15 protein-coding genes are annotated in these 20,670 nt (G+C 74.0%); 3 read left to right on the top strand and 12 right to left on the bottom strand.

Features of this window, described 5'->3' with window-relative positions:
- Positions 1 to 5: 5 nt before the first annotated feature.
- From ACFVFR_RS24855 to ACFVFR_RS24830, 6 genes are all read right to left on the bottom strand, one after another.
- Positions 6 to 887 carry a carbohydrate ABC transporter permease gene (locus ACFVFR_RS24855; RefSeq protein ID WP_383705429.1) on the bottom strand — a complete coding sequence of 294 codons (882 nt, stop codon included), beginning with the start codon at positions 885 to 887 and terminating at the stop codon, positions 6 to 8.
- Between the two features lie 77 nt (positions 888 to 964).
- Positions 965 to 2,014 carry a carbohydrate ABC transporter permease gene (locus ACFVFR_RS24850; protein ID WP_383705401.1) on the bottom strand — a complete coding sequence of 350 codons (1,050 nt, stop codon included), beginning with the start codon at positions 2,012 to 2,014 and terminating at the stop codon, positions 965 to 967.
- An 11-nt stretch (positions 2,015 to 2,025) separates the two neighbouring features.
- A complete protein-coding gene (locus ACFVFR_RS24845) occupies positions 2,026 to 3,327 on the bottom strand; it encodes an extracellular solute-binding protein (RefSeq protein ID WP_383705398.1) in 1,302 nt (433 codons plus the stop codon).
- Between the two features lie 996 nt (positions 3,328 to 4,323).
- Positions 4,324 to 4,716 carry a hypothetical protein gene (locus ACFVFR_RS24840; protein WP_383705396.1) on the bottom strand — a complete coding sequence of 131 codons (393 nt, stop codon included), beginning with the start codon at positions 4,714 to 4,716 and terminating at the stop codon, positions 4,324 to 4,326.
- A gap of 123 nt (positions 4,717 to 4,839) precedes the next feature.
- Positions 4,840 to 5,151: a DUF3039 domain-containing protein gene (locus ACFVFR_RS24835; protein ID WP_383705393.1), complete on the bottom strand. Its 312-nt coding sequence runs from the start codon at positions 5,149 to 5,151 to the stop codon at positions 4,840 to 4,842.
- Positions 5,152 to 5,166: 15 nt separating this feature from the next.
- A complete protein-coding gene (locus tag ACFVFR_RS24830; RefSeq protein ID WP_383705391.1) occupies positions 5,167 to 6,483 on the bottom strand; it encodes an MFS transporter in 1,317 nt (438 codons plus the stop codon).
- Positions 6,484 to 6,630: 147 nt separating this feature from the next.
- On the opposite strand from ACFVFR_RS24830, the gene ACFVFR_RS24825 reads away from it, so the two are divergent.
- Together ACFVFR_RS24825 and ACFVFR_RS24820 are read left to right on the top strand one after the other, a co-directional pair.
- Entirely contained in the window at positions 6,631 to 7,659 is a 1,029-nt protein-coding gene (locus ACFVFR_RS24825; protein WP_383705389.1) for a LysR family transcriptional regulator, read from the top strand.
- Positions 7,660 to 7,934: 275 nt separating this feature from the next.
- Positions 7,935 to 8,483, top strand: a complete 549-nt coding sequence (locus tag ACFVFR_RS24820) for a DUF1062 domain-containing protein (RefSeq protein WP_383705387.1) — start codon at positions 7,935 to 7,937, stop codon at positions 8,481 to 8,483.
- An 85-nt stretch (positions 8,484 to 8,568) separates the two neighbouring features.
- Here the strand turns inward: ACFVFR_RS24820 and ACFVFR_RS24815 are convergent, their stop codons facing one another.
- A complete protein-coding gene (locus tag ACFVFR_RS24815) occupies positions 8,569 to 9,216 on the bottom strand; it encodes a YqgE/AlgH family protein (protein WP_383705385.1) in 648 nt (215 codons plus the stop codon).
- A gap of 252 nt (positions 9,217 to 9,468) precedes the next feature.
- Here ACFVFR_RS24815 and murA point away from each other — a divergent pair, with 252 nt between their 5' ends.
- Positions 9,469 to 10,809, top strand: a complete 1,341-nt coding sequence (gene murA, locus ACFVFR_RS24810) for a UDP-N-acetylglucosamine 1-carboxyvinyltransferase (protein ID WP_383705383.1) — start codon at positions 9,469 to 9,471, stop codon at positions 10,807 to 10,809.
- Positions 10,810 to 11,270: 461 nt separating this feature from the next.
- On the opposite strand, the gene ACFVFR_RS24805 is transcribed toward murA, so the two are convergent.
- From ACFVFR_RS24805 to ACFVFR_RS24785, 5 genes are all read right to left on the bottom strand, one after another.
- Positions 11,271 to 12,149 carry an LLM class flavin-dependent oxidoreductase gene (locus ACFVFR_RS24805; RefSeq protein WP_383705381.1) on the bottom strand — a complete coding sequence of 293 codons (879 nt, stop codon included), beginning with the start codon at positions 12,147 to 12,149 and terminating at the stop codon, positions 11,271 to 11,273.
- Between the two features lie 649 nt (positions 12,150 to 12,798).
- The gene (locus tag ACFVFR_RS24800) at positions 12,799 to 13,077 is read right to left on the bottom strand and encodes an HU family DNA-binding protein (protein ID WP_176161898.1); all 279 of its coding nucleotides are present in this window, start codon (positions 13,075 to 13,077) and stop codon (positions 12,799 to 12,801) included.
- A 356-nt stretch (positions 13,078 to 13,433) separates the two neighbouring features.
- The gene (locus tag ACFVFR_RS24795) at positions 13,434 to 14,855 is read right to left on the bottom strand and encodes an NAD-dependent malic enzyme (RefSeq protein ID WP_383705378.1); all 1,422 of its coding nucleotides are present in this window, start codon (positions 14,853 to 14,855) and stop codon (positions 13,434 to 13,436) included.
- 502 nt (positions 14,856 to 15,357) lie between these two features.
- Entirely contained in the window at positions 15,358 to 17,994 is a 2,637-nt protein-coding gene (locus ACFVFR_RS24790) for a HelD family protein (RefSeq protein ID WP_383705376.1), read from the bottom strand.
- A 699-nt stretch (positions 17,995 to 18,693) separates the two neighbouring features.
- Complete coding sequence (locus ACFVFR_RS24785; protein WP_383705374.1) at positions 18,694 to 19,293, bottom strand: CGNR zinc finger domain-containing protein; 600 nt, start codon at positions 19,291 to 19,293, stop codon at positions 18,694 to 18,696.
- Between the last annotated feature and the right edge of the window lie 1,377 nt (positions 19,294 to 20,670).

Below are 20,670 nucleotides of genomic sequence, written 5' to 3'. Positions count from 1 at the left end.
GGCCGTCAGTCCTTCACCGCACCGCCCAGGCCCGACACGAGCCGCCGCTGGACGAGGACGAAGAAGACCAGTACCGGGATCGTCATGATGGTGGAGGCCGCCATGATGCCCCCCCAGTCGTTCCCCTCGTCCTTGAAGAACACCAGCAGCGCCATCGGGAGGGTGGAGTTCTCCGTCGCGCTGATGATGAAGGACTTGGCGAACAGGAAGTCGTTCCAGGTGGAGATGAAGGAGAAGACGCTGGTGGCGATGAGGCCCGGCAGCACCAGCGGGAACAGGATCTGCCACAGGAAGCGGGTGCGGCTGGCCCCGTCCAGGTAGGCGGCCTCCTCCAGGGACTCGGGGACGGCCTTGACGAAGCCGCGCAGCATCCAGATGGCGAAGGGCAGGGAGAAGGCGATGTGCGGCAGGATCAGCGAGCCGAGCGTGTTCAGGCCGATGCCGGGCACGCTGTCGCCCAGGTCGCGCATGAGGAAGAACATCGGGATGGTCAGTGCCTCGACCGGCACCATCTGCGCCACCAGGAACATGATGAGCACCGTCGTGCGCATCTTGAACCTGAAGCGGGTGACGGCCGTGGCGGCCAGGAAGGCGATCAGGGCCGAGGCGATGACCACGGTGCCGGCGACGAAGAGGCTGTTGAGGAAGTAGCGGCCGAAGTCCTGCTGGTCGAAGACGCGTCGGAACGCGTCGAGGGAGGGGTTCAGGGTCCACGGCCGTGGACTGGTGGACTGCACCTCGTTGGCCGGCTTGAACGCCGAGAGCACCATCCAGTACAGCGGGAAGGCGACGACCACGGCGATCAGCAGGGCCGCGGCCTCGGCGGCCAGCCGCCACGGCCGGCGCACCCGCAGCCGCGACCCGCGGCGGGCGCCGGCCTTCTTCACCGGGGCGGCGGGCCGTTCGGCGGGCGCGGGGCGGGCGGAGCCCGTGCCCACGGACGCGGGGCTCGCGGACGAGGGGCTCACAGCTCTTCTCCTTGCCTGCGCAGCAGCCGCAGATAGATCAGCGTCACGGCGAGCAGGATCAGCAGCATCACGATGCCGATGGCCGAGCCGACGCTGTAGTGCGAGGAAGCGAACGCCTTCTGGTAGGCGTACACGTTCAGCACCAGGTTCTGGCCGGCGATGCCGCCGCCGTTGGTCATCACGTAGATCTGCGTGAACACCTTGAAGTCCCAGATGATGGACTGGATGGTGACCACGATGAGGATGGGCCGCAGCATCGGCGCCATGACGCTGCGCCAGGTGCGCCACTGGGAGGCGCCGTCCAGCGAGGCCGCTTCCAGCACCTCACCCGGAATGGCCTTGATGCCCGCGTACACGGTGACCATGACCAGCGGGAACGAGCACCACACGACCTCGAAGAGGACCAGGGCGAAGGCGCTGTAGCGGTCGTAGGTCCAGGAGAAGTCCTCGAAGCCGGACAAGCCCACCCAGACGAGCATCTTGTTGATCGGGCCGAAGTCGGGGTCGAAGAGGAAGACCCAGACCGTCGAGCCGGTGATGGCCGGGGTGGCCCACGCGCCGAGCGCGGCGAGCATCAGCGCCAGCCGGGGGACGGCGCGGATGCGGGTGAGCAGCACGGCCAGGGAGCAGCCCACCGCGAGGGTGGAGATCACGCAGGCGGCGGCGAAGATCAGGGTCGCCACCAGGACGTCCCAGAACTGCCGGTCGCCAAAGAGCTCGGCGTAGTTGGCGAAGCCCTTGAAGGTGGCCGGCTCGCCGCCGCTGACCTGGGCCTGGGTGTACTCCAGGAAGGAGATCAGGCCCAGTTGGTAGATCGGGTAGACCAGCAGCGCGGCCAGCACGACCAGCGCGGGCGCCAGGTAGAGCCACGGCGTCCAGCGCGAGGCGCCGCGCGACCCGGGACCGCCGCCGGACTTCGGGGCGCGCGAGCCCGCGCCGCCGCGCCCGCCCTTGACCACGGCGGGGACCGGGGTGGGGGCGGAGGCGGTGGCGAGCGGGGCGACGGCGCCCGTGCCGGGGGCCGGGGAGGAGGCGTCAGGGGACATCAGTGACTCACTCAGCCCGCGTCGGTGAAGGCGTCGTCCATCTTCCTGCGCGCCTCGCCGGCCGCCGCGTCCACGTCCTTACGGCCGGTGACGATCTGCTGGAACATCGTCGGCAGCACCAGGCCCGCGTCGATGGCCGCCCAGCCCGGCGAGGCGGGTACGAACTTGGCCACGTCCAGCGTCTTCACGAACGGCTCGGCGAACGGCTCGCGCGCCGCGACCTGGGCGCGCACGTCGGTGTAGGTGGGCAGGAAGCCCATCGCGTCGAAGAGCGCGTTCTGTGTCTTCTTGCTGGTCAGCGACTGCATCAGGTCAAGCCCGAGGGTGCGGTGCGAACTGCTCTTGAGCAGCCCGATGTTGTTTCCGCCCGCGAACGCCGGAGCGATCTCGCCGGCCTTGGTGCCAGGCAGCGGAACGACCGCGTACTTGCCCTTGACCTTGCTCGCCTCGATGGCCGGGTGGTTGAAGTTGCCGGCGATGGCCATGCCCGCCTTACCGGAAGCGAACGTCTCGACGTTGTCGTTGCCGCCCATCTCGGCGCACTTGTTGGCCGGGCAGTTCTGGTCGCCGAACAGCGAGGTGTACGCCTTGATGCCGGCCTGCGCCTTGGGGCTGTCGATGGCCGAGCGGTAGGAGCCGTCCTTCTCGGTGGCCAACTCGCCGCCGCTGGACCAGATGAACGGCATCGCGCCGTAGGTGTACGCGCCGCCGACCGCGAGCCCGTAGAGGTCCTTGCGCTCCGCGCGGACCTTCTTCGCCGTGTTGACCAGCTCCTCCTGGGTGGTCGGCGGCTTGAGGCCCAGGTCCTTGAAGACGTCGGTGCGGTAGTAGAGCGCGCGGACGCCGACGAAGAGCGGAGAGCCGTACGTCTTGCCCTGGACGGTCACCGACTCCTTGGCCGTCGCGTCGGTGTCCTTGCTCTGCGGCCACTTCGCGAACTCCTCGCTGATGTCCGCGAGTCCGCCGTCCTTGACGTAGCCGGCCGTGTCCGTGTTGCCGTACTCGATGAGGTCGGGCGCGCTCTTCGGGTCGTTGAAGGCCGCCTTCATCTTCTCGGCCCGGGTGTTGATCGGGATGTAGGTGACATCCACGTCAACGCCCTTGTGCCGGCCGCGGAAGTCCGCCACGGCCTGGTCGACGACCTTCTGCTTGGGCCCGTTGTCGACCTCCTGGAAGAGCCAGACGCGCAGCGTGCCGCTCTTCTCGTCCTTCTTCGCATCGTTGTCCGAGGTGGACGGCGCACAGGCGGTGGCGGTGAGGCCGGCCGCGACAAGTGCCGCCACCGGCGTGGCTATTCGAGCAAAGACGTTCATACGGAAAACCCCCACGCAGTGGCGTTGCGCTATGCGCAACGCCCGTTTCGCTTTGCACAATACGGAGGAGGTTAAGGGCCGTTGTCTGGCCGTACAAGAGGTCTCGACGAGTTCGTGACCGGCAAAAAGTCCGCGAGAGGTTTGAACGACGCACCGCGTGAGGTCGGCGGGCGGCCAGCCCGGGCGGCGGCGCGTCCGCCGAACACCACCGAAGCCACCCCGCACGGCGACGCCCCGCCCGGCCCCCGAACCCGCCACGGCGTCGCGCGGGCACGCGCGCGGGGGCACCCGGCGCGGCCCTCCGCACGGCCGCGCGACCGGGCACGCTGCGGGCGCCCGCCGAGCGCGCGCACGGCGCCCGTACGGGCACGGCGCGGCGCCCACCCGGGCAGGCGGAGCCCGAGGTCGACCCCGCGCGGGCGGGCCGTGGGGGGGGACGCGGCGGCGAGTGCGGGCCCACCCCGTACGGGACGCGACACCGGCCACGGGCGGCGGGTCGGCGGGTCGGCGGGTCGGCGGGTCGGGCGAGCCTCGGCTGGCGTGGCGGGGCCGCGAAGGGGGGCCGGAGAGGTGGGGCCGTGGCGGCGGTCGAAGCCGCGGCGCCCGGCCTCATGTCGTGGGCCCGACCCTCGGAGGTGGCTGAGCGGCGGAGACGGCGCCCGGCGGCGCTGCCCTCAACGGGGGCGTACGGGGCGGGGGCGGCGCGCGCGGCGGCGCCTGACCGGGGGTGGCGGTGGGGCGGGATGAGCCTGGCCGGGCCGGGCCGGACGCGCGGGCCCGAAACGGGCGGACGGTCGGCGGATTCGGGCGGACAGAGCGTCAACTTCCGCGTGCCGTACGCCACTTGCCGAGCTCTGGCGGGACGTCGGGGGCGGCGGTCACACGGCCCGGCTCCCCGCCGGGCGGACGCTCACACGAGAGCCCCGCGCCGGCGACGGCCCGTACGGACGGCGTGGCGGGACGGGTCGGTGGGCCGCTCCGGGCGCGGTCGGCGCGCTACTCCGGGAAGCGCTCGCCGGGGTAGGCCGGTTCGGGGAAGGGCACGGTTTCGAGACGGGCGCCGGCCTCGCCGAGTCGGGCGACCACGGCCTCCCAGTCCGGCCAGGACGCCCGCATCCGGCCCAGCAGTCGCGGGCTGGCGACCAGGACGACGTCACAGCCGGGGTCGTCGGCCCACTCCAGGAGCCTGGGCACGGACGCCTGGAGCACGGAGAACACGCTGCTGCCCACGGGCTGGTAGCCCCGCTCGGCGGCGAGTCGGCCGCACTGCCGCAACTGTGCGTCCCAGTCCTTGTCGAACTGGCTGAAGGCCGGCGAGCCCTCGTCGGACTCATCGACCTCCCGGGCCCCGAACACCAGATACGCCGCCCGCTCCACGCGCCCGCTCATGGCAGCGACCTTACTGCGCGGCCCACCCCCGACAACACCGCGCGCCCGGGCGGTGTCCACACGGGTACACCGCCCGGGCGCGCGGGCAGCCTCGGGGCGCGCGGCGGCGCGAGGGACCAGCGGCTACTTCTTGCCGCCGCCCTTACCGCCCTTGCCGTCCTTGTCCTTGTCGCCCCCGGCGCCCATGCCCTCGAAGATCTCCTTGCACATCGGACACACCGGGTACTTCTTCGGGTCACGGCCGGGGACCCAGACCTTGCCACAGAGGGCGACGACGGGCGATCCGGAGAGCGCGCTCTCCATGATCTTGTCCTTCTGGACGTAGTGGGCGAAGCGCTCGTGGTCGCCGTCGCCGTTCGACACCTGCGGCGTCGGCTCCACGAGGGTGCCTGTACCTGCCCCGCGCTCGGGCTCGGGCTGAAGAGGAGTGCTCATACGGCCCAAGGGTACTCACGCCCCGGGTGTGCCCGACGCCCCGCCGTCCCCCACGGCCGCGCCGCCCGGCGCCCGGCCCGCGTCCCGCGCCCCGGCGCCACCCGCACACGACACGCAGGCACTTCGCGCGCCGGCGCCACCCCGGGCCGACCCGGCCGTCACCGACGCCACGCCCCCGCCTGGCCCCGTACGCCCCGGGCCGGCGCGCCGCCCGGTGAGCGCGTGCGGCAGCAGGGCCAGGCCGACGGTCGCGGCGGCGGCCCAGGGCAGCGCGCTCCCGGGCAGGCCGGCCGCCAGCGCGAGGCCGCCGAGCGCGGAGCCGACGGCGCTGCCCAGGTAGAGGGCGGAGTTGTTGAGCGCGAGCGCCACCGTGCCGCGCTCCGCGCCCACCGCGAGCAGCCGGTGCTGCTGGGGCACCTGGAGCGCCCAGCCGCCCGCGCCCCACACCACCAGCGCCGCGCCCAGCAGCACCGGCACCCCGGCGAGCGGGGTCAGCAGCGCCAGCGCCACGCCGACCGCCACCAGGACGGCCGTCACCAGCGTCCGGGCCCGCCCCGTGCGGTCCACCAGCGGCCCGATCACCACGCTGCCCAGCACGCCGCCGGCGCCCCAGGCCCACAGGTAGGGGGTGATCCCGTGGATGTCGCCGGCCGACGCGAGCACCGGGGCCAGATAGGTGTACAGGCCCAGGCTCGCGACGGCGGCCAGGAAGGAGACACCCACCACCGGCGCCACGGCCCGGTCCGTGACGGCCCCCAGCCGCTGGCGGGCGGAGACCGTGGGCGCGGCCGGGACCTGCGGCAGCAGCGCGGCGAGCCCGCCGATGGCGACCGCCCCGAGCCCGGTGACCAGACCCATGGTGGCCCGCCAGCCCGCGTGCTCGGCCAGCAGCACCCCCAGCGGCACGCCGAGCACGGTGCCGGTGCTCATCCCGCCCATGACCAGCGCCAACGCCTTGCCGCGCCGCTCGGCCGGCACCAGCGCGGAGGCCGCGGCGGTGGACAGCGCCGCGTACACCCCGGCCCCGGCGCCCGCCACCACGCGGGAGGCCAGCAGCAGCGCGAGCGAGGGCGCCACGGCGGTGAGCCCGTTGCCCACCGTGAAGACGGCGAGGGCGACCAGGATCATCAGCCGTGGCCGGGCCCCCGCCGCCCACCCGGCGACCAGCGGCGCGGACAGCGCGTAGGCGAGCGTGAAGGCCGTGACCATCTGGCCGGCCAGCGAGACGGTGGTGTCCAGGTCGTCGGCGACCACGGGCAGCAGCCCGGCCATGACGTACGCGTCCAGGCCGAGGGTGAACGCCCCCAGCGCCAGCAGCAACACCTTGCGCACAGCGCGCTCCTTGAGGTTGACGGGTCGCGGTGGTCGGCTGACGCGGCGCGCTCGGCCGAGGCGGCCGGTGGGCCACGGGCCAAAAGCGTAGGCACTCTCCGGAACGCCGCGGAAATGCCCGCACACGGGCATTTATGCTTCGGTGGCATGAGTGGCGACACAGGGCGGCGGCGCGCGAGCGCACCCCCCACCGAGGGCCCCACGCGCCGCGCGCGAGGCGCCGACGACACGCGCACGGCCGCCGCCGAGGAGGCGACCCACGGCGCCCGGGACGACGCCGGGCCGAGCGGCACGGGGCCGCTCGGGCTGCCCGACGTGGAACTGCGGCACCTACGCGGCTTCGTCGCGGTGGCCGACGAGCGCAACTTCACGCACGCCGCGCACCTCCTGGGCATCGGACAACCCGCGCTGACCCGCACCGTGCGCGCCCTGGAGGAGGCCGTGGGCGCCCAGCTCCTGGAGCGCAGCACGCGCCACGTGGCCCTCACGGACGCCGGCCGGCGCCTGTACGCGGAACTCGGCGCGCTGCTGCCCCGTCTGGGCGACGCGCTCCGCGCCCCCTGCCGCCACGCCACGCTGCGGCTCGGCTTCACCTCACTGCTGCCGGTCGCCTGCGCCGAGCTCAACGCGGCGTTCGAGGCCGCCACCGGCGCCCGGGTGCGCCTGGTCCGCCGGGACACCCCGCTGGCCGGCCTGGACACCGGCGACTGCGATGTGGCGGTGCTCCGGGGCGAGGCGCCGAGGGACACCGTGCGCAGCACGGTCGTCGCCCACGAGGCGCGGGTGGCCGTTCTCGCGCGCGGCGTCACGGGGGCGGCGGCGACCGTGGCGGGCCGCCGGGTGCTGGACTGGGCGGAACTGGCCGACCTGCCGCTGGTGGTCAACACCGTCACCGGCACCACGCGCCCCGAGCTGTGGCCCGTCGACCGACGGCCGACGCCGACGTGCACCAGCGGCAACTTCGACGAGTGGCTGGAGGCGGTGGCCGCCGGCCACGGCGTCGGCGTCGCCCCCGCGTCGGTCGCCGACCGCCACACCCACCCCGGCCTGCGCTTCGTCCGCCTGAAGAACGCGCCCCCGGTCGCGGTGCGGCTGGCCCTCCCGGCCCGTGGCGCCCACCCGCTCGCCGCCCAGTACTACGCCATGACCAGCGCGAACTGGCCCCCGGACGACTGACCCACCCCCCGCCCACCACGCCGCCACCTCTGACCGGCCGACCCGGCCGCCTCGCCAGCGCCCCCACCGGGCGCGGGCCCCGGGGCGGGCGGTGCCGAAATCCGGTGGCGCGGCGCCGGCGAGGCCCCTACCGTGCTCGCGAACCGAGTCGTCCAGGTAAAGGCGTGCCGTTGTACACCGTGTGAGACCCACCCGAGAGCTGATCTGTCGCGCGTCGCGCTTGTGCGCCGCGCTGCTTTTTGCTGCGGACTTCTCACTGAAACCGGTGTACCTCTGTGCTCAACACCTGGGTGGTCATGCCCACCCGCCTACCTCTCGTGCGTCGCCACTGCCACACCTGCGCGTCCGACCGCTTCCGGGCGAGCGGCAAGTTCCGCGTCAACGCCCATCACAAGCTCGTCGACGTCTGGCTCCTGGTGCTCTGCGTCCAGTGCGGGGAGACGGCGAAGCTCACGGTCCTGGAACGGACGAACGTGCGCTCCGTACGACCCGAACTGCTGGACCGGTTCCACGCCAACGACCTCGGCCTGGCCGCCGAACTGCTCCAGGACCCGGGCCTCCAGCGGCGCGGTCGCGTCGCCCTGGACTGGGACCACGCCTGGCGGCTGGACACCGGCGGACGGGATCACCTGGATCGCGAGGTGCTGGACGTCTCCGTCCACTTCGCGGCCCGTATCCCCGTCCGACCGGTGCGGCTGATAGCCGAGGGCTGCGAACTGCCCCGGGCCGAGGTCGAGCGACTCGTCGCGGACGGCAGGCTCGTGTCGGCCATCCGGCTGAGCGGCAAGATCTCCGGCGACTTCACCTTCACGCTCAAGCGCTGAACCCTCGGGGCCGGGGCCTGTCCGGCGCGACCCGCCGGGCAGGCCCCGGGCCCCGGCCACCCGTACGCGCCACCGAGCCGGCGACTCAGTTCAGCGAGGCGTCGTCCGGATAGGTGGCCACCATCGCCAACTCGCTGCGCTGCCGGCGCAGCACGGACCGCCACAGCCGCTCCGGGTCGGGCGAGGACACGTCCCCCGGCTCCGATTCCACGACGTACCACGCGCCCTCGGCCAACTCCTCCTCCAACTGGCCGGGCCCCCAGCCCGCGTACCCCGCGAAGATCCGCAACGAGCCGACGGCGGAGGCCAGCAACTCGGGCGGGGCCTCCAGGTCGACCAGCCCGATCGCGCCGTGCACCCGACGCCAGCCGATGGGGTCGCCGGCGCGCACGCGGGCGCGGGAGCGCTGGGCCACCGCGTCGCCGGCCGGCGTGGAGCCCGCCGGGCGGGCCCGGTCGCCCTCGCCCGACTCACCCGGCACGACCGCGACGCCCAGCGCCGAGTCGAGCGAGACGGGGCCACCCTGGAAGACCACGCCCGGCTCGCCGGCCAGCGCGGCCCACGATTCGAGGATGTCGCCCACGCCGACGGGCGTGGGTCGGTTGAGGACGACGCCCAGCGAGCCCTCCTCGTCGTGGTCGAGCAGGAGCACCACCGCACGGTCGAAGTTCGGGTCGGCAAGCGCCGGTGTGGCGACGAGCAACCGTCCTGTGAGCGAGGACACCTCGGTCATGGGCACATGATCCCGCATTTCCGGCCCGCAGGGGGGCGGAAGGCGCGTAGCCGCCCGCAGCAGGCGGGGCGTACGACAGCAGCGACGGCGCACATCACACAGCGTCGAGAGATGAACACCCTGCGCGCACGCCGGGTGCGGGGGCGATGGCCGAGAGCCGATCGGCCTTACGGAGCGGACCCCGCTGGCCATTACCCTTTCCTTCTGCCCCCTTACTCACCAAGGCCCATCCATCCCAGGAACGCGAGACTTATGACCGGCACCGACGATGTACTCCTTGTCCACGGCGGCACCCCGCTGGAGGGCGAGATCCGGGCCCGGGGCGCGAAGAACCTCGTGCCCAAGGCCATGGTCGCCGCACTGCTCGGCAGTGGGCCCAGCCGGCTGCGCAACGTGCCCGACATCCGCGACGTACGCGTCGTGCGCGGCCTGCTGCAGCTCCACGGGGTGACGGTGCGCCCCGGGGAGGAGGCGGGCGAGCTGGTGTTGGACCCCTCACACGTGGAGAGCGCCAACGTCGCGGACATCGACGCGCACGCCGGCTCCTCGCGCATCCCGATCCTGTTCTGCGGCCCGCTGCTGCACCGCCTCGGCCACGCCTTCATCCCGGGCCTGGGCGGCTGTGACATCGGCGGCCGGCCGATCGACTTCCACTTCGAGGTGCTGCGCAAGTTCGGCGCGACCATCGAGAAGCGGGCGGACGGCCAGTACCTGGAGGCCCCGCAGCGACTGCGCGGTTGCAAGATCCGCCTGCCCTACCCGTCGGTCGGCTCCACCGAGCAGGTGCTGCTGACGGCCGTGCTGGCGGAGGGCGTCACCGAGCTGTCCAACGCGGCCGTCGAGCCGGAGATCGAGGACCTCATCTGCGTACTGCAGAAGATGGGCGCCATCATCTCCATGGACACCGACCGCACCATCCGCATCACCGGTGTGGACTCGCTGGGCGGCTACAACCACCGCGCCCTGCCGGACCGGCTGGAGGCCGCGTCCTGGGCCAGCGCCGCGCTCGCCACCGAGGGCAACATCTACGTCCGGGGCGCCCAGCAGCGTTCCATGATGACCTTCCTCAACACCTACCGGAAGGTCGGCGGCGCCTTCGAGATCGACGACGAGGGCATCCGCTTCTGGCACCCCGGCGGCCCGCTGAACGCCATCGCGCTGGAGACCGACGTCCACCCCGGTTTCCAGACCGACTGGCAGCAGCCGCTGGTCGTCGCGCTCACCCAGGCGTCGGGCCTGTCGATCGTGCACGAGACGGTGTACGAGTCGCGGCTCGGCTTCACCTCGGCGCTCAACCAGATGGGCGCCCACATCCAGCTCTACCGCGAGTGCCTGGGCGGCTCCGCCTGCCGCTTCGGCCAGCGCAACTTCCTGCACTCCGCGGTCGTCTCCGGACCCACCAAGCTGCAGGGCTCCGACCTGGTCATCCCCGACCTGCGCGGCGGCTTCTCGTACCTGATCGCCGCGCTGGCGGCGCAGGGCACCTCGCGCGTGCACGGCATCGACCTGATCAACCGTGGCTACGAGAACTTCATGAGCAAGCTGGGCGACCTGGGCGCGAAGGTCGAGCTGCCGGGGGCCACCCCCCGCTGACCCGCCACGGGCCCCGCTCCCCCGCCCCGGGCCCGTCCCTCACCCGCCGCCGCCCCGGCCCGCGCCCCCGCCCGGACCGGGGCGGCGTCGTGCGCCCCGCCGGCCCCGCGCGCCCGCCGCACGGCCGCACCGGTCCGACGGTCGCGCGACCGGCACCCGGCCCGCGCGGGAGCCACCCGCCCGCCACGGGGCGCACCACGCGCCACCAGCGCACGCGGCGGCCACGGCCGCGCGCCACGAACCGGCCAGCCGGGCACCGGGCCGCCGGACGCCCGTCGTCTCATCTGCAAATCCGCCGTTTGCCGTCGGCCTGGCGACGGGCGTCCTCGGCTGCCGTGCGGGGGCGGGAGCGAGGTGGTAGGGGCCGGCCCGGGACGCGTCCCGGGCCGGCCCACACGGGGCGGAGGAGAAGCCTCCACCTATAGATGATCATGGCCAGAAACGGCCGCTCGCCGACGCTCTCAGCGAATGATTTCAGCCAGCCTGTCGACCTGCTCCGGATCGGACGCCCAGCAGTACAGCATGACCTCATCTGCCCCGATTCGCGCATAGCCGTCGATGGCCGCGCGGATCTCCTCGGCCGTCCCCAGCAGCCCCTCGGCGGCGTGGTCGGCGAAGTCGCCGAAGCCGTAGTAGTCGCGTACGACGCGCCGGGCGTCGCGCACCACGGCGTCGGGTCCGATCGCCGCGTTGACCTGGGCGACGAGGTGGGGGCGACCGGCACGGCCGGCGCGCTGCCAGCCGTCCTCGACGGTCCGGAACAGGCCCGACATGTGCGCCGGCGGCAGCGACGCGCCCAGGAACCCGTCCCCCCAGCGGCCGACGCGGGCCAGCGCGGCGGGGGCGAAGCCGCCGAAGAGGATCTTCGGGCCACCGGCTCGGGTGGGCGCGGGGCCGACGGGCCCGGTGGCCGGGTCGCCCAGCCTGCTCTCGCCACCCGCCCACACCCGGCGCAGGACGGCGAGCTGCTCGTCGAGGGTGCGCCCCCGGCGGCGTACGTCGGCGCCGACGGCCTGGTAGTCGTCCTCCCGACCGCCGAGGCCGAGGCCGAGCGTGAACCGGCCGTCGGAGATCCGGTCGAGGGTGGCGGCCTGTTTGGCCAGCAGGACGGGCTCGCGCAGCGGGGCGAGCAGCACCTCGGTCTGTATCCGGACGCGGCGGGTGGCGCCGGCGATGGCGGCCAGGGTGACCAGCGGTTCCGGGTTGTCGTAGACCAGCCGATCGAGTAGGCCCAGGGTCGAGAACGGGCCGGCGTCAGCGCGCTCGGCCCAGGTCAGCAGGGTGATGGGGTCGCTGATCGGCAGACCGATCCCGACCGGTACGGCGGTGGTGGTGGACATGGTGCGGCAACCTCCGAAGGGGGCGTGGGCATGGCTGAGCGATGCCGCCCCCTCCTTCGTCCCGTGCGCGCCACGCGCCCGCCGACCCGCTCCCCATCTGCGGCGATACCTCGAGGGAGCGTGCTACGGAGTACGTCGATCGTCATCACCGACGCCATGGACCGCAACCGAATTTCCGCCCTCTCCCCCGGCCCCGCCCCACCGACGCGCGCGCCTGGTCCCGGGGTCGGCCCCGCCCCGCCTCGCCGCAGCCCGACTCCTTCGACCGGCCCGCCCCGCACTGGCCCAGCCGCCCACCCCGTGCCGCCGCGTTCGGCTGGGCCGGCGGAACGGGCCCGTCCGCAGCCGCTGGACGGCCCGCCGGACTCTGGGCCTGGGACCGCTCCGCGACCGCCGCACGCCGCCGTACAGGGCCTTCGCGTACGCCTTCCGTACGCCCGCGGGCCGCTGGAAGCACACCTTCCGCCGGCGGCGCCGGACGGCGGCCCGCCCGGGCGGCGCCAGGTGACGGGCCAGTGACGGCACGTGGCCGGCGCTCGTGGGGGCAAGTGGCCCACGTCACGAAGGGGTCGGGCGGGGAAGCGGAGGCGGACACACGGCAGGGGCGGCCACCCCGATACGGGTGGCCGCCCCTGCCGTGTGATGTGACTCAGCCCTTGGCGGCTTCCTTGAGCTTCGAGCCCGCGGAGACCTTCACGCTGTAACCGGCCGGGATCTGGATGGGGTCGCCGGTCTGCGGGTTGCGCGCGGTACGAGCGGCACGGTGGGTGCGCTCGAAGGTCAGGAAGCCGGGGATGGTGACCTTCTCGTCGCCCTTAGCAACGACCTCACCGACGGTCTCGGCGAGCGCGGCCAGCACGGCGTCCGCGTCCTTACGAGTCACCTCGGCGCGGTCGGCCAGCGCGGCCACCAGCTCACTGCGGTTCATGTTGTACTCCCGTGTTCTTCTTGCCAATGAGGCGTGAGATCGAAGCCGATGCTGCCAGGGCCCTCGGACAGTCCCCGGACCCGGGTCCGATCTTTTCGATCTTTCCGCGCCCTTGGGGGTCCCCCCTGGACGGAGTCCTCGGGGGAGCATCCTGCCCGCACCTATGGCGCGAAAGCCAATCCGGCACCCTGGGGAGTCACACGAAAAGCGCCACTGCCTCATTGTGATGACGCTCCGTCCGCTCCTGGCAGCACACCGCAGGGTTCGCTTCGCGTCTTGCTCAGGGGCTGCGGCCGTTGTGCTGCCCGCCACCCTACGGCCGCCTCAGCGACCCCCCGCACCGCGACGCGCCGTGCCTAGACCGCCGTGGTGCCGGTCACAGCCTTGGCCGCGTCCCGTACGGCGCCGGCCACGGCGCCCGCGACCTTGTCGTTGAAGACGGAGGGGATGATGTAGTTCGCGTTCAGCTCGTCGTCGAGCACCACGTCGGCCAGGGCCCGCGCGGCGGCCAGCATCATCCGCGTGTTCACGGTGCGTGACTGCGCGTCGAGGAGGCCACGGAAGACGCCGGGGAAGACCAGTACGTTGTTGATCTGGTTCGGGAAGTCCGAGCGGCCGGTGGCGACGACGGCCGCCGTCTGGCGGGCCACCGCCGGGTCCACCTCCGGGTCCGGGTTGGCCAGTGCGAAGACGATCGCGCCCGCGGCCATCGCGGCCACGTCCTCGCCGCCGAGCACGTTGGGCGCGCTGACGCCGATGAAGACGTCGGCGCCGACGACGGCCTCCTTGAGGGTGCCGGTGACGTTCTCCGGGTTGGTGTTGTCGGCGATCCAGCGCAGCGGCGAGTCCGGGTCGGCGTCCACCAGGTCGTGCCGGCCGGAGTGCACCACGCCGTGGATGTCGGCCACGACCGCGTGCCGTACGCCGGCGGCGATCAGGAGCTTGAGGATGGCCGTACCGGCGGCGCCCGCACCGGACATGACGACCCGTACGTCCTCGGTCTTCTTGCCGACCACGCGCAGCGCGTTGGTCAGCGCCGCGAGCACCACGATGGCGGTGCCGTGCTGGTCGTCGTGGAAGACCGGGATGTCCAGGGCCTCGCGCAGCCGCGCCTCGATCTCGAAGCAGCGGGGCGCGGAGATGTCCTCCAGGTTGATGCCGGCGAAGCCGGGCGCGACGGCCTTGACGATCTCCACGATCGCGTCGGTGTCCTGGGTGTCCAGGCACAGCGGCCACGCGTCGATGCCGGCGAACCGCTTGAACAGCGCGGCCTTGCCCTCCATCACCGGCAGCGCGGCCTTGGGGCCGATGTTGCCCAGGCCCAGCACGGCGGAGCCGTCGGTGACCACGGCGACGCTGTTGCGCTTGATGGTGAGCCGGCGCGCGTCCTCGGGGTTCTCGGCGATGGCCTGGCAGACGCGGGCGACGCCGGGCGTGTAGATCATGGACAGGTCGTCACGGTTGCGGATCGGGTGCTTGGCCGACATCTCGATCTTGCCGCCGAGGTGCATGAGGAACGTACGGTCCGAGACCTTGCCCAGGGCCACCCCCTCGATGCCGCGCAGCTTCTCGACGATCTCGTCGGCGTGCGCGGTGGAGGTGGCGGCGATGGTGACGTCGATCCGCAGCTTCTCGTGCCCCGAGGCGGTGACATCGAGGCCGGTGACCGAGCCACCGGAGGACTCGACGGCGGTGGTGAGCTGGCTGACCGCGGTCCCGCTCGCGGGGACCTCCAGCCGGACCGTCATCGAGTACGAGACGCTAGGCGCCGTTGCCATGGCCGACTTCCTCTGCTTTCCCTTGTTCCCTTGGAACGCGGCCACGCCGGGCGCGCCGCGCCTGTCGATGCTCCCACCTACCAGTCGGTACCCGGTAACCACCCCGCGTCAGGCAGATGACGGAAGTTCTATTTCACGATACGAGATCAATGCGGCCGTCCGGAAGCCCGCGTCGACTCCGTGAAACGGCATCCCGGTGCGGGATTGGCTTCTGCGCGGAGTTTGTTAGCCTGGACGTGGCGTCGGCCCGATCCAAGCCCCCGGGCCCAACCTTCGTCGCTACGAGCGACCACTTGCCGCGAGGCGAGCATGGCGGGTCGGCGTCATAAGCGTTCCGTTTCGGGCGCCTCACCCCAGGTGAGGCGCCCGACGCGCGTTCCGGCCCCGGTTCGCCCGCGGGCGCCAGGGGGCCACGCGGGCCCGGCGGGCCGGCCGGACCCGCCCAGCGGCGAAGGCTCCGGCGGCCGGGCCCGAGGAGCGGCCGGCCCGGCCCGCGCCGCCGCTAGTCGCGGAGCAGGTCGGGTACGCCCGCCGCGTCGGGGTCGTCCCGCTCGCCGGAGAGCACGGTCAGCCGCTGGGTGGCCCGCGTCAGCGCCACGTACAACACGCGCAGCCCGGCCGGGGACTCGTCGGCGATCTGGGCCGGCGAAACGACGACGGTGGCGTCGTACTCCAGCCCCTTCGCCTCCAGGCTGCCGAGCACCACGACCCGCCCGCCCGGCTCGCCCCCGCCGTCGCCGCCGGCCCCGGCGCCCTCGCCCGCCACGCCGCCGGCGCCCGTACGCGAGCCACCGGCGTCCCCACCCGTGGCCGGTTCGGGCCGCTCGACGTCCGCGTCGGTCCGCCCGTCCGGCTCTGTCAGCTCCGCCAGCCAGGTGGCCGCCTCGGCGCGGCGCGCCATCGCGACGACCACCCCGACGGTGCCGTCGACCTCGGCCAGCAGCCGCCGCACCTCCGCGCGCACCACCGCCCCCGGGTCCCCGCCCAGCGCCACGAAGCGCGGGGTGAGGCCGGTGGAACGGACGGCCGTGGGCGGCACGGTGCCGGGCATGGCCAGGGCGAGCACCTTGGACGCCAGTTCGGCGACCTCGGCGGGGTTGCGGTAGTTCACGGTGAGCTCGAAACGGCGCCGGGGCCGGGTGCCCAGCGCCTCGTCCCGGGCGGCGGCGGCCTCGTCCGGATCGGACCAGGAGCTCTGGGCCGGGTCGCCCACCACCGTCCAGGTCGCCTGTCTGCCCCGCCGGCCCACCATGCGCCACTGCATGGGCGTCAGGTCCTGCGCCTCGTCCACGATGACGTGGGCGTAGTCCGTACGCGCCTCGTCGCGCAGCCGCTCCAGCCGCTCGGCCCTGCTGGGCCGGGTGGCGAACCGGTCGGCGTAGGTGGTCAGCTCGTCCAGACCGGTGAGCTGGTCCAGCGGGTCCGCCTCGCGCCGGCGGGGCCGGGCGGGGGTACCGAGGAGGGTGTGCAACTCGTCGAGGAGGGCCACGTCGTGCACGGACAGCGGGCCGTTGCCCTCGGCGTCCAGGCGCCGCAGCGAGCGGGCGACCAGCCGCACCTCGCGCTGGGTCAGCACACGGCCCCGGCCGCCGCCGGCCGTGCCCGACCAGCGGGACAGCCGCTTCTCGTCGGCCATGGCGGCCAGCACCCGGCGCGGCGTCAGCTCGGGCCACCACGCGGTCAGGAAGTCGGTGAACTCCGACTCCGTGGTGATGTCCTCGTCGAACGCCTCCCGCGCCTCGGCGGCCAGCTCCGGGTCCGGGTAGCGGCGCGGGCCGCCCGAGGCCGACCACAGCGCGTCGAGCAGCAGCCGTCTGGCGCGCGGACGCATCAGGTTGACCGGCGCGGTGCCGCTGAGCACCGACTGCCGGATCTGGCGCAGCTTCCGCGCGTCCAGCTCGACCCGGGTACCGAAGGCCACCACGCGCAGCCGCTCGGGTACCCCGTCGCCGCGTCGGGGCGTCGCGTCCAGCCCGGCGAAGCTGAGCTGCCCCTCCTCGCCCTCGTCGTCGCTGGTCACCGGGGCGGGACCGGGCAGGGTGAGGGCGCCGCGCGCCGCCTTGCGCAGCACCTTCGCCATCCGGATGGAGCCCTTGACGCGGGCCACGGCCGGTTCGTCGTACGCCGGCGCCCCGCTCCCGCCGCCCCGCTCGGACGTCTCGGCCGCCTCCGCCAGGGAGCCGAGCGCCCGGATGGCGACCTGCCCCTCCTCGCCGAGCGAGGGCAGTACACCCTCGGTGTACGCGACGAGCAGCGGGGTGGGGCTGACGATGAGGATGCCGCCCGCGTACCGGCGCCGGTCCTGGTACAGCAGGTAGGCCGCGCGGTGCAGGGCCACGGCGGTCTTGCCGGTGCCGGGCCCGCCCTCGACCTCGGTGACGGAGTTCGCGGGGGCGCGGATCACCAGGTCCTGTTCGGCCTGGATGGAGGAGACGATGTCGCGCATCGTGTGGCCACGGGCCCGGCCGAGCGCGGCCATCAGCGCGCCGTCACCGATGATCGACAGCGGCTCGCCGTCGAGCGAGGCGGTCAGTTCGGGGCGTAGCAGGTCGTCCTCGACGCCGAGCACCTGGCGCCCCTTGCTGCGGATGACGCGGCGCCGCACCACACGGCCGGGGGCGACGGGGGTGGCCCGGTAGAACGGGGCGGCGGCGGGCGCGCGCCAGTCGATGACCAGCGGCGAGTACTCCGCGTCGAGCACGCCGAGCCGCCCGATGTGCAGCGTCTCGGCGATGTCGGCGTGCGGGTCGCCGGCCCCGTCGGTGCGTACGGCGTCGTCGGCGGGCTCGACGGAGGTGTACGCGCCGTCCGGGCCGCGCGCGCCGTCCTTGCCGAGCAGCAGGTCGATGCGGCCGAAGAGGAAGTCCTCGAACTCGTTGTTCAGCCGGTTGAGGTGGACGCCGGCGCGGAAGACCTGCGCGTCGCGCTCGGCGAGCGCGCCGGGCGTCCCCACCTGGCCCCCCTTGGCCGCGTCGTCCATCAGGTACTCGGCCTCGTGGATCTTCTCCTCAAGACGCCGGTAGACCCGGTTGAGATGTCGCTGCTCGACCCGGATCTCCCGGTCGCGAGCACCCTCGGTTCCGGACTCGGCGTGCCGGGACGTTGCGGATGCTGCGTGCGTGGCGTTGTGCGCGGCCACCCAGGCCCCCTTCTGTGTGCGTAGGGCAGCCGTCAACCGTACGCGAACCAGGGCAGTCCGCGCACGCCTGGGACCCCCACCAGATGGCGCGTGACCCCCGGACACCGCCCGCCGGGCGGGCGGAGGGCACGTGGCGGCGCGGGGGAATCGGGGATCGGGGGTCGGGCGTCGGGACCGCCGGGCCGATCCGGCGGGCTCGGGAGGCCGGTCGGGTCCGGACGGGCCGACGATCCGCCCGGCCCCCGCCCACGGTCACCCAGCCGTCGGACGAACGTCGCGCGGAGCCGGGGGACACCGCGCGGACGGCGGGACGCACGGCACAGGCGGCGGGCGGGGTACGCGGCGTGCGCGGCCAAGGGGGGCGTACGCGGCGGGGCGGCCCCGAACACGGGGGGCGAGCGGAGAGGTCGCACAAGAAGGGGCGTACGAGAGGGTGACCGGCGGTTGCCCACGCGGCGCGCGAGTCCGGTCGACTCGGGCCCCGGCCCGCCTTCACTTCCCGTCGCGCTACGGCCGCTCCACGGCTCGGGGCGGACAGGGCGTGAAGGCTCCCTCGGGTGATGCGCACAGGCCCCGGACCCCCGACCGGGGCCTGTGGCTCCACCACGTTCTCACATCAACTACGGTTATGCGTCTATTAATTGATGGCATATCAGGAATCTGGAAGTCCGTCTCGGGCCTGGTGCGCCGTTCGCCAGGTCAGCGCCGGGCGTCGACCGCGCGCCTGCGGTGCCGGGCCACGCGTTCCCGGTTGCCACACACCTCGCTGGAGCACCAGCGGCGGCGCCGACCGCGCGAGGTGTCCAGATAGACCAGCGCACACGTCTCGCCCTCGCAGCGCCGCAACTGCCCGCGCGCCCGTGGGTCGGTGAGCAGATCGACGGCGTCCCGAGCGACCTGGGCGAGCAGCGCGTCACAGTCGGGCCGGGTGGCGAGCGTACGCACCAGAGTGCCGTCGGCGGCCCGCACCGCCCGCAGCACCGGGGGCGCGGCGCTGGCCACCGCGTTCACCCGCTCCACGTCGGCATCGCCGGCCCGCCCTTCGAGTTCGGCGCACACGACGCGAAACAGCAGGTCCCGCAGGGCGTGGAAGCGAGCGAGCCAACCGGCGTCCACCGCGTCGAGCCGCAACCCCGGCGGCAACAGGCCAGCCCCGAGCAGCCACTGCCCGAGCCGGCCCGGACTGTCCAACCGCTCGACCGGCTCGTCACCGAACCGACCCCCCACCGTGGCCACCAGGTCAAGACAGCACCGACCGGCATCGAAACGCAGCTCGTACGAGGCCGAGACCGCCACCATGCGCCCCTCACTCCCTCAGTCCGCGAGCCCGCCCCTACGCCAACCCCGCGGGGAACCTCCCCTTCCAGAGTGCCGCCCCCGCCCCCTCCCCGGAACCCTCCGAACACACCCAAGCGCGGGGTGGCATTGCCGCGCGGCGGCGAGGGGGGCGCTGGCGCGCGGCGGCGAGGGGGCGCTGGCGGTCCATGGCCCGGAGGGCGCGGCGGCAAGGGGCGGGGGATGGCGCTGCCGCGCGGCGGCATCACGGCGGGTGGATGGCGCTAGCGCCCGGCGGCACCGCGACGGGCGGATAGCGCTGGCGCGCGGCCGCGAGGCGGACCTGGCGGTCCACGGCCCAGGGAGCACGGCGGCAAGGGGCGGGGGGATGGCGCTGCCGCGCGGCAGCATCACGACGGGTGGATAGCGCTGGCGCGCGGCGGCACCGCGACGGGTGGATAGCGCTAGCGCGCGGCCGCGAGGCGGACCTGGCGGTCCATGACCCAGGGAGCACGGCGGCAAGGGGCGGGGGGATGGCGCTGGCGCGCGGCGGCGAGGCGGACCTGGCGGTCCATGGCCCGGGGGGCGCGGCGGCAAGGGGCGGGTGGGGGGCGCTGGCGCGCGGCGGCATCACGGCGGGTGGATGGCGCTAGCGCCCGGCGGCACCGCGACGGGCGGATAGCGCTGGCGCGCATCGGCGAGGCAGACCTGGCGGTCCACGGCCCAGGGAGCACGACGACAAGGAACGGGGGGATGGCACTGGCGCGCGGCAGCATCGCGACGGGTGGGTGGCACTGGCGCGCGGCGGCATCACGACGGGTGGATAGCGCTGGCGCCCGGCCGCGAGGCGGACCTGGCGGACCACGACCCAGGGAGCACGACGACAAGGGGCGGGGGGATGGCGCTGCCGCGCGGCAGCATCACGACGGGTGGATAGCGCTGGCGCCCGGCGGCACCGCGACGGGTGGATAGCGCTAGCACGCGGCCGCGAGGCGGACCTGGCGGTCCATGACCCAGGGAGCACGGCGGCAAGGGGCGGGGGGATGGCGCTGGCGCGCATCGGCGAGGCGGACCTGACGGTCCATGACCCAGGAAGCACGACGACAAGGAACGGGGTAGATAGCGCTGCCGCGCGGCGGCATCACGACGGGTGGATGGCGCTGCCGCGCAGCGGCACCACGACGGATGGCGGGCGTGGGTCTCCGTGCGACGGTCCCCCGCTGACGCCCCCGGGAGTCGGCTCCCGTCCACGCCCAGGTCGGCCCCGCCCCCAACCCGGCCCGGGGCCGGGCCCCGTCCACGCCCCGGAGACGACGGCCGCACGCGCCCGGTCCGCCCCCACACACACCCGGCCCCAGGTCGGGCCCCCCGCCCGCGCCCAACCCCGGGTCGGGTCGCCCC

Origin of the sequence: Streptomyces sp. NPDC057702, assembly GCF_042799315.1 — a bacterium.
Classification (GTDB): domain Bacteria; phylum Actinomycetota; class Actinomycetes; order Streptomycetales; family Streptomycetaceae; genus Streptomyces.
This window is presented reverse-complemented; position numbering and strand designations above follow the sequence as displayed.

Excerpts from the sequence above, each read along its gene's own strand:
- ACFVFR_RS24825 (WP_383705389.1), top strand. The coding sequence starts at position 6,631 with ATGAGTGGCGACACAGGGCGGCGGCGCGCGAGCGCACCCCCCACCGAG.
- murA (WP_383705383.1), top strand. The coding sequence starts at position 9,469 with ATGACCGGCACCGACGATGTACTCCTTGTCCACGGCGGCACCCCGCTG.
- ACFVFR_RS24835 (WP_383705393.1), bottom strand. The coding sequence starts at position 5,151 with ATGAGCACTCCTCTTCAGCCCGAGCCCGAGCGCGGGGCAGGTACAGGC.
- ACFVFR_RS24805 (WP_383705381.1), bottom strand. The coding sequence starts at position 12,149 with ATGTCCACCACCACCGCCGTACCGGTCGGGATCGGTCTGCCGATCAGC.
- ACFVFR_RS24815 (WP_383705385.1), bottom strand. The coding sequence starts at position 9,216 with ATGACCGAGGTGTCCTCGCTCACAGGACGGTTGCTCGTCGCCACACCG.
- ACFVFR_RS24845 (WP_383705398.1), bottom strand. The coding sequence starts at position 3,327 with ATGAACGTCTTTGCTCGAATAGCCACGCCGGTGGCGGCACTTGTCGCG.
- ACFVFR_RS24795 (WP_383705378.1), bottom strand. The coding sequence starts at position 14,855 with ATGGCAACGGCGCCTAGCGTCTCGTACTCGATGACGGTCCGGCTGGAG.
- ACFVFR_RS24785 (WP_383705374.1), bottom strand. The coding sequence starts at position 19,293 with ATGGTGGCGGTCTCGGCCTCGTACGAGCTGCGTTTCGATGCCGGTCGG.
- ACFVFR_RS24850 (WP_383705401.1), bottom strand. The coding sequence starts at position 2,014 with ATGTCCCCTGACGCCTCCTCCCCGGCCCCCGGCACGGGCGCCGTCGCC.
- ACFVFR_RS24800 (WP_176161898.1), bottom strand. The coding sequence starts at position 13,077 with ATGAACCGCAGTGAGCTGGTGGCCGCGCTGGCCGACCGCGCCGAGGTG.
- ACFVFR_RS24840 (WP_383705396.1), bottom strand. The coding sequence starts at position 4,716 with ATGAGCGGGCGCGTGGAGCGGGCGGCGTATCTGGTGTTCGGGGCCCGG.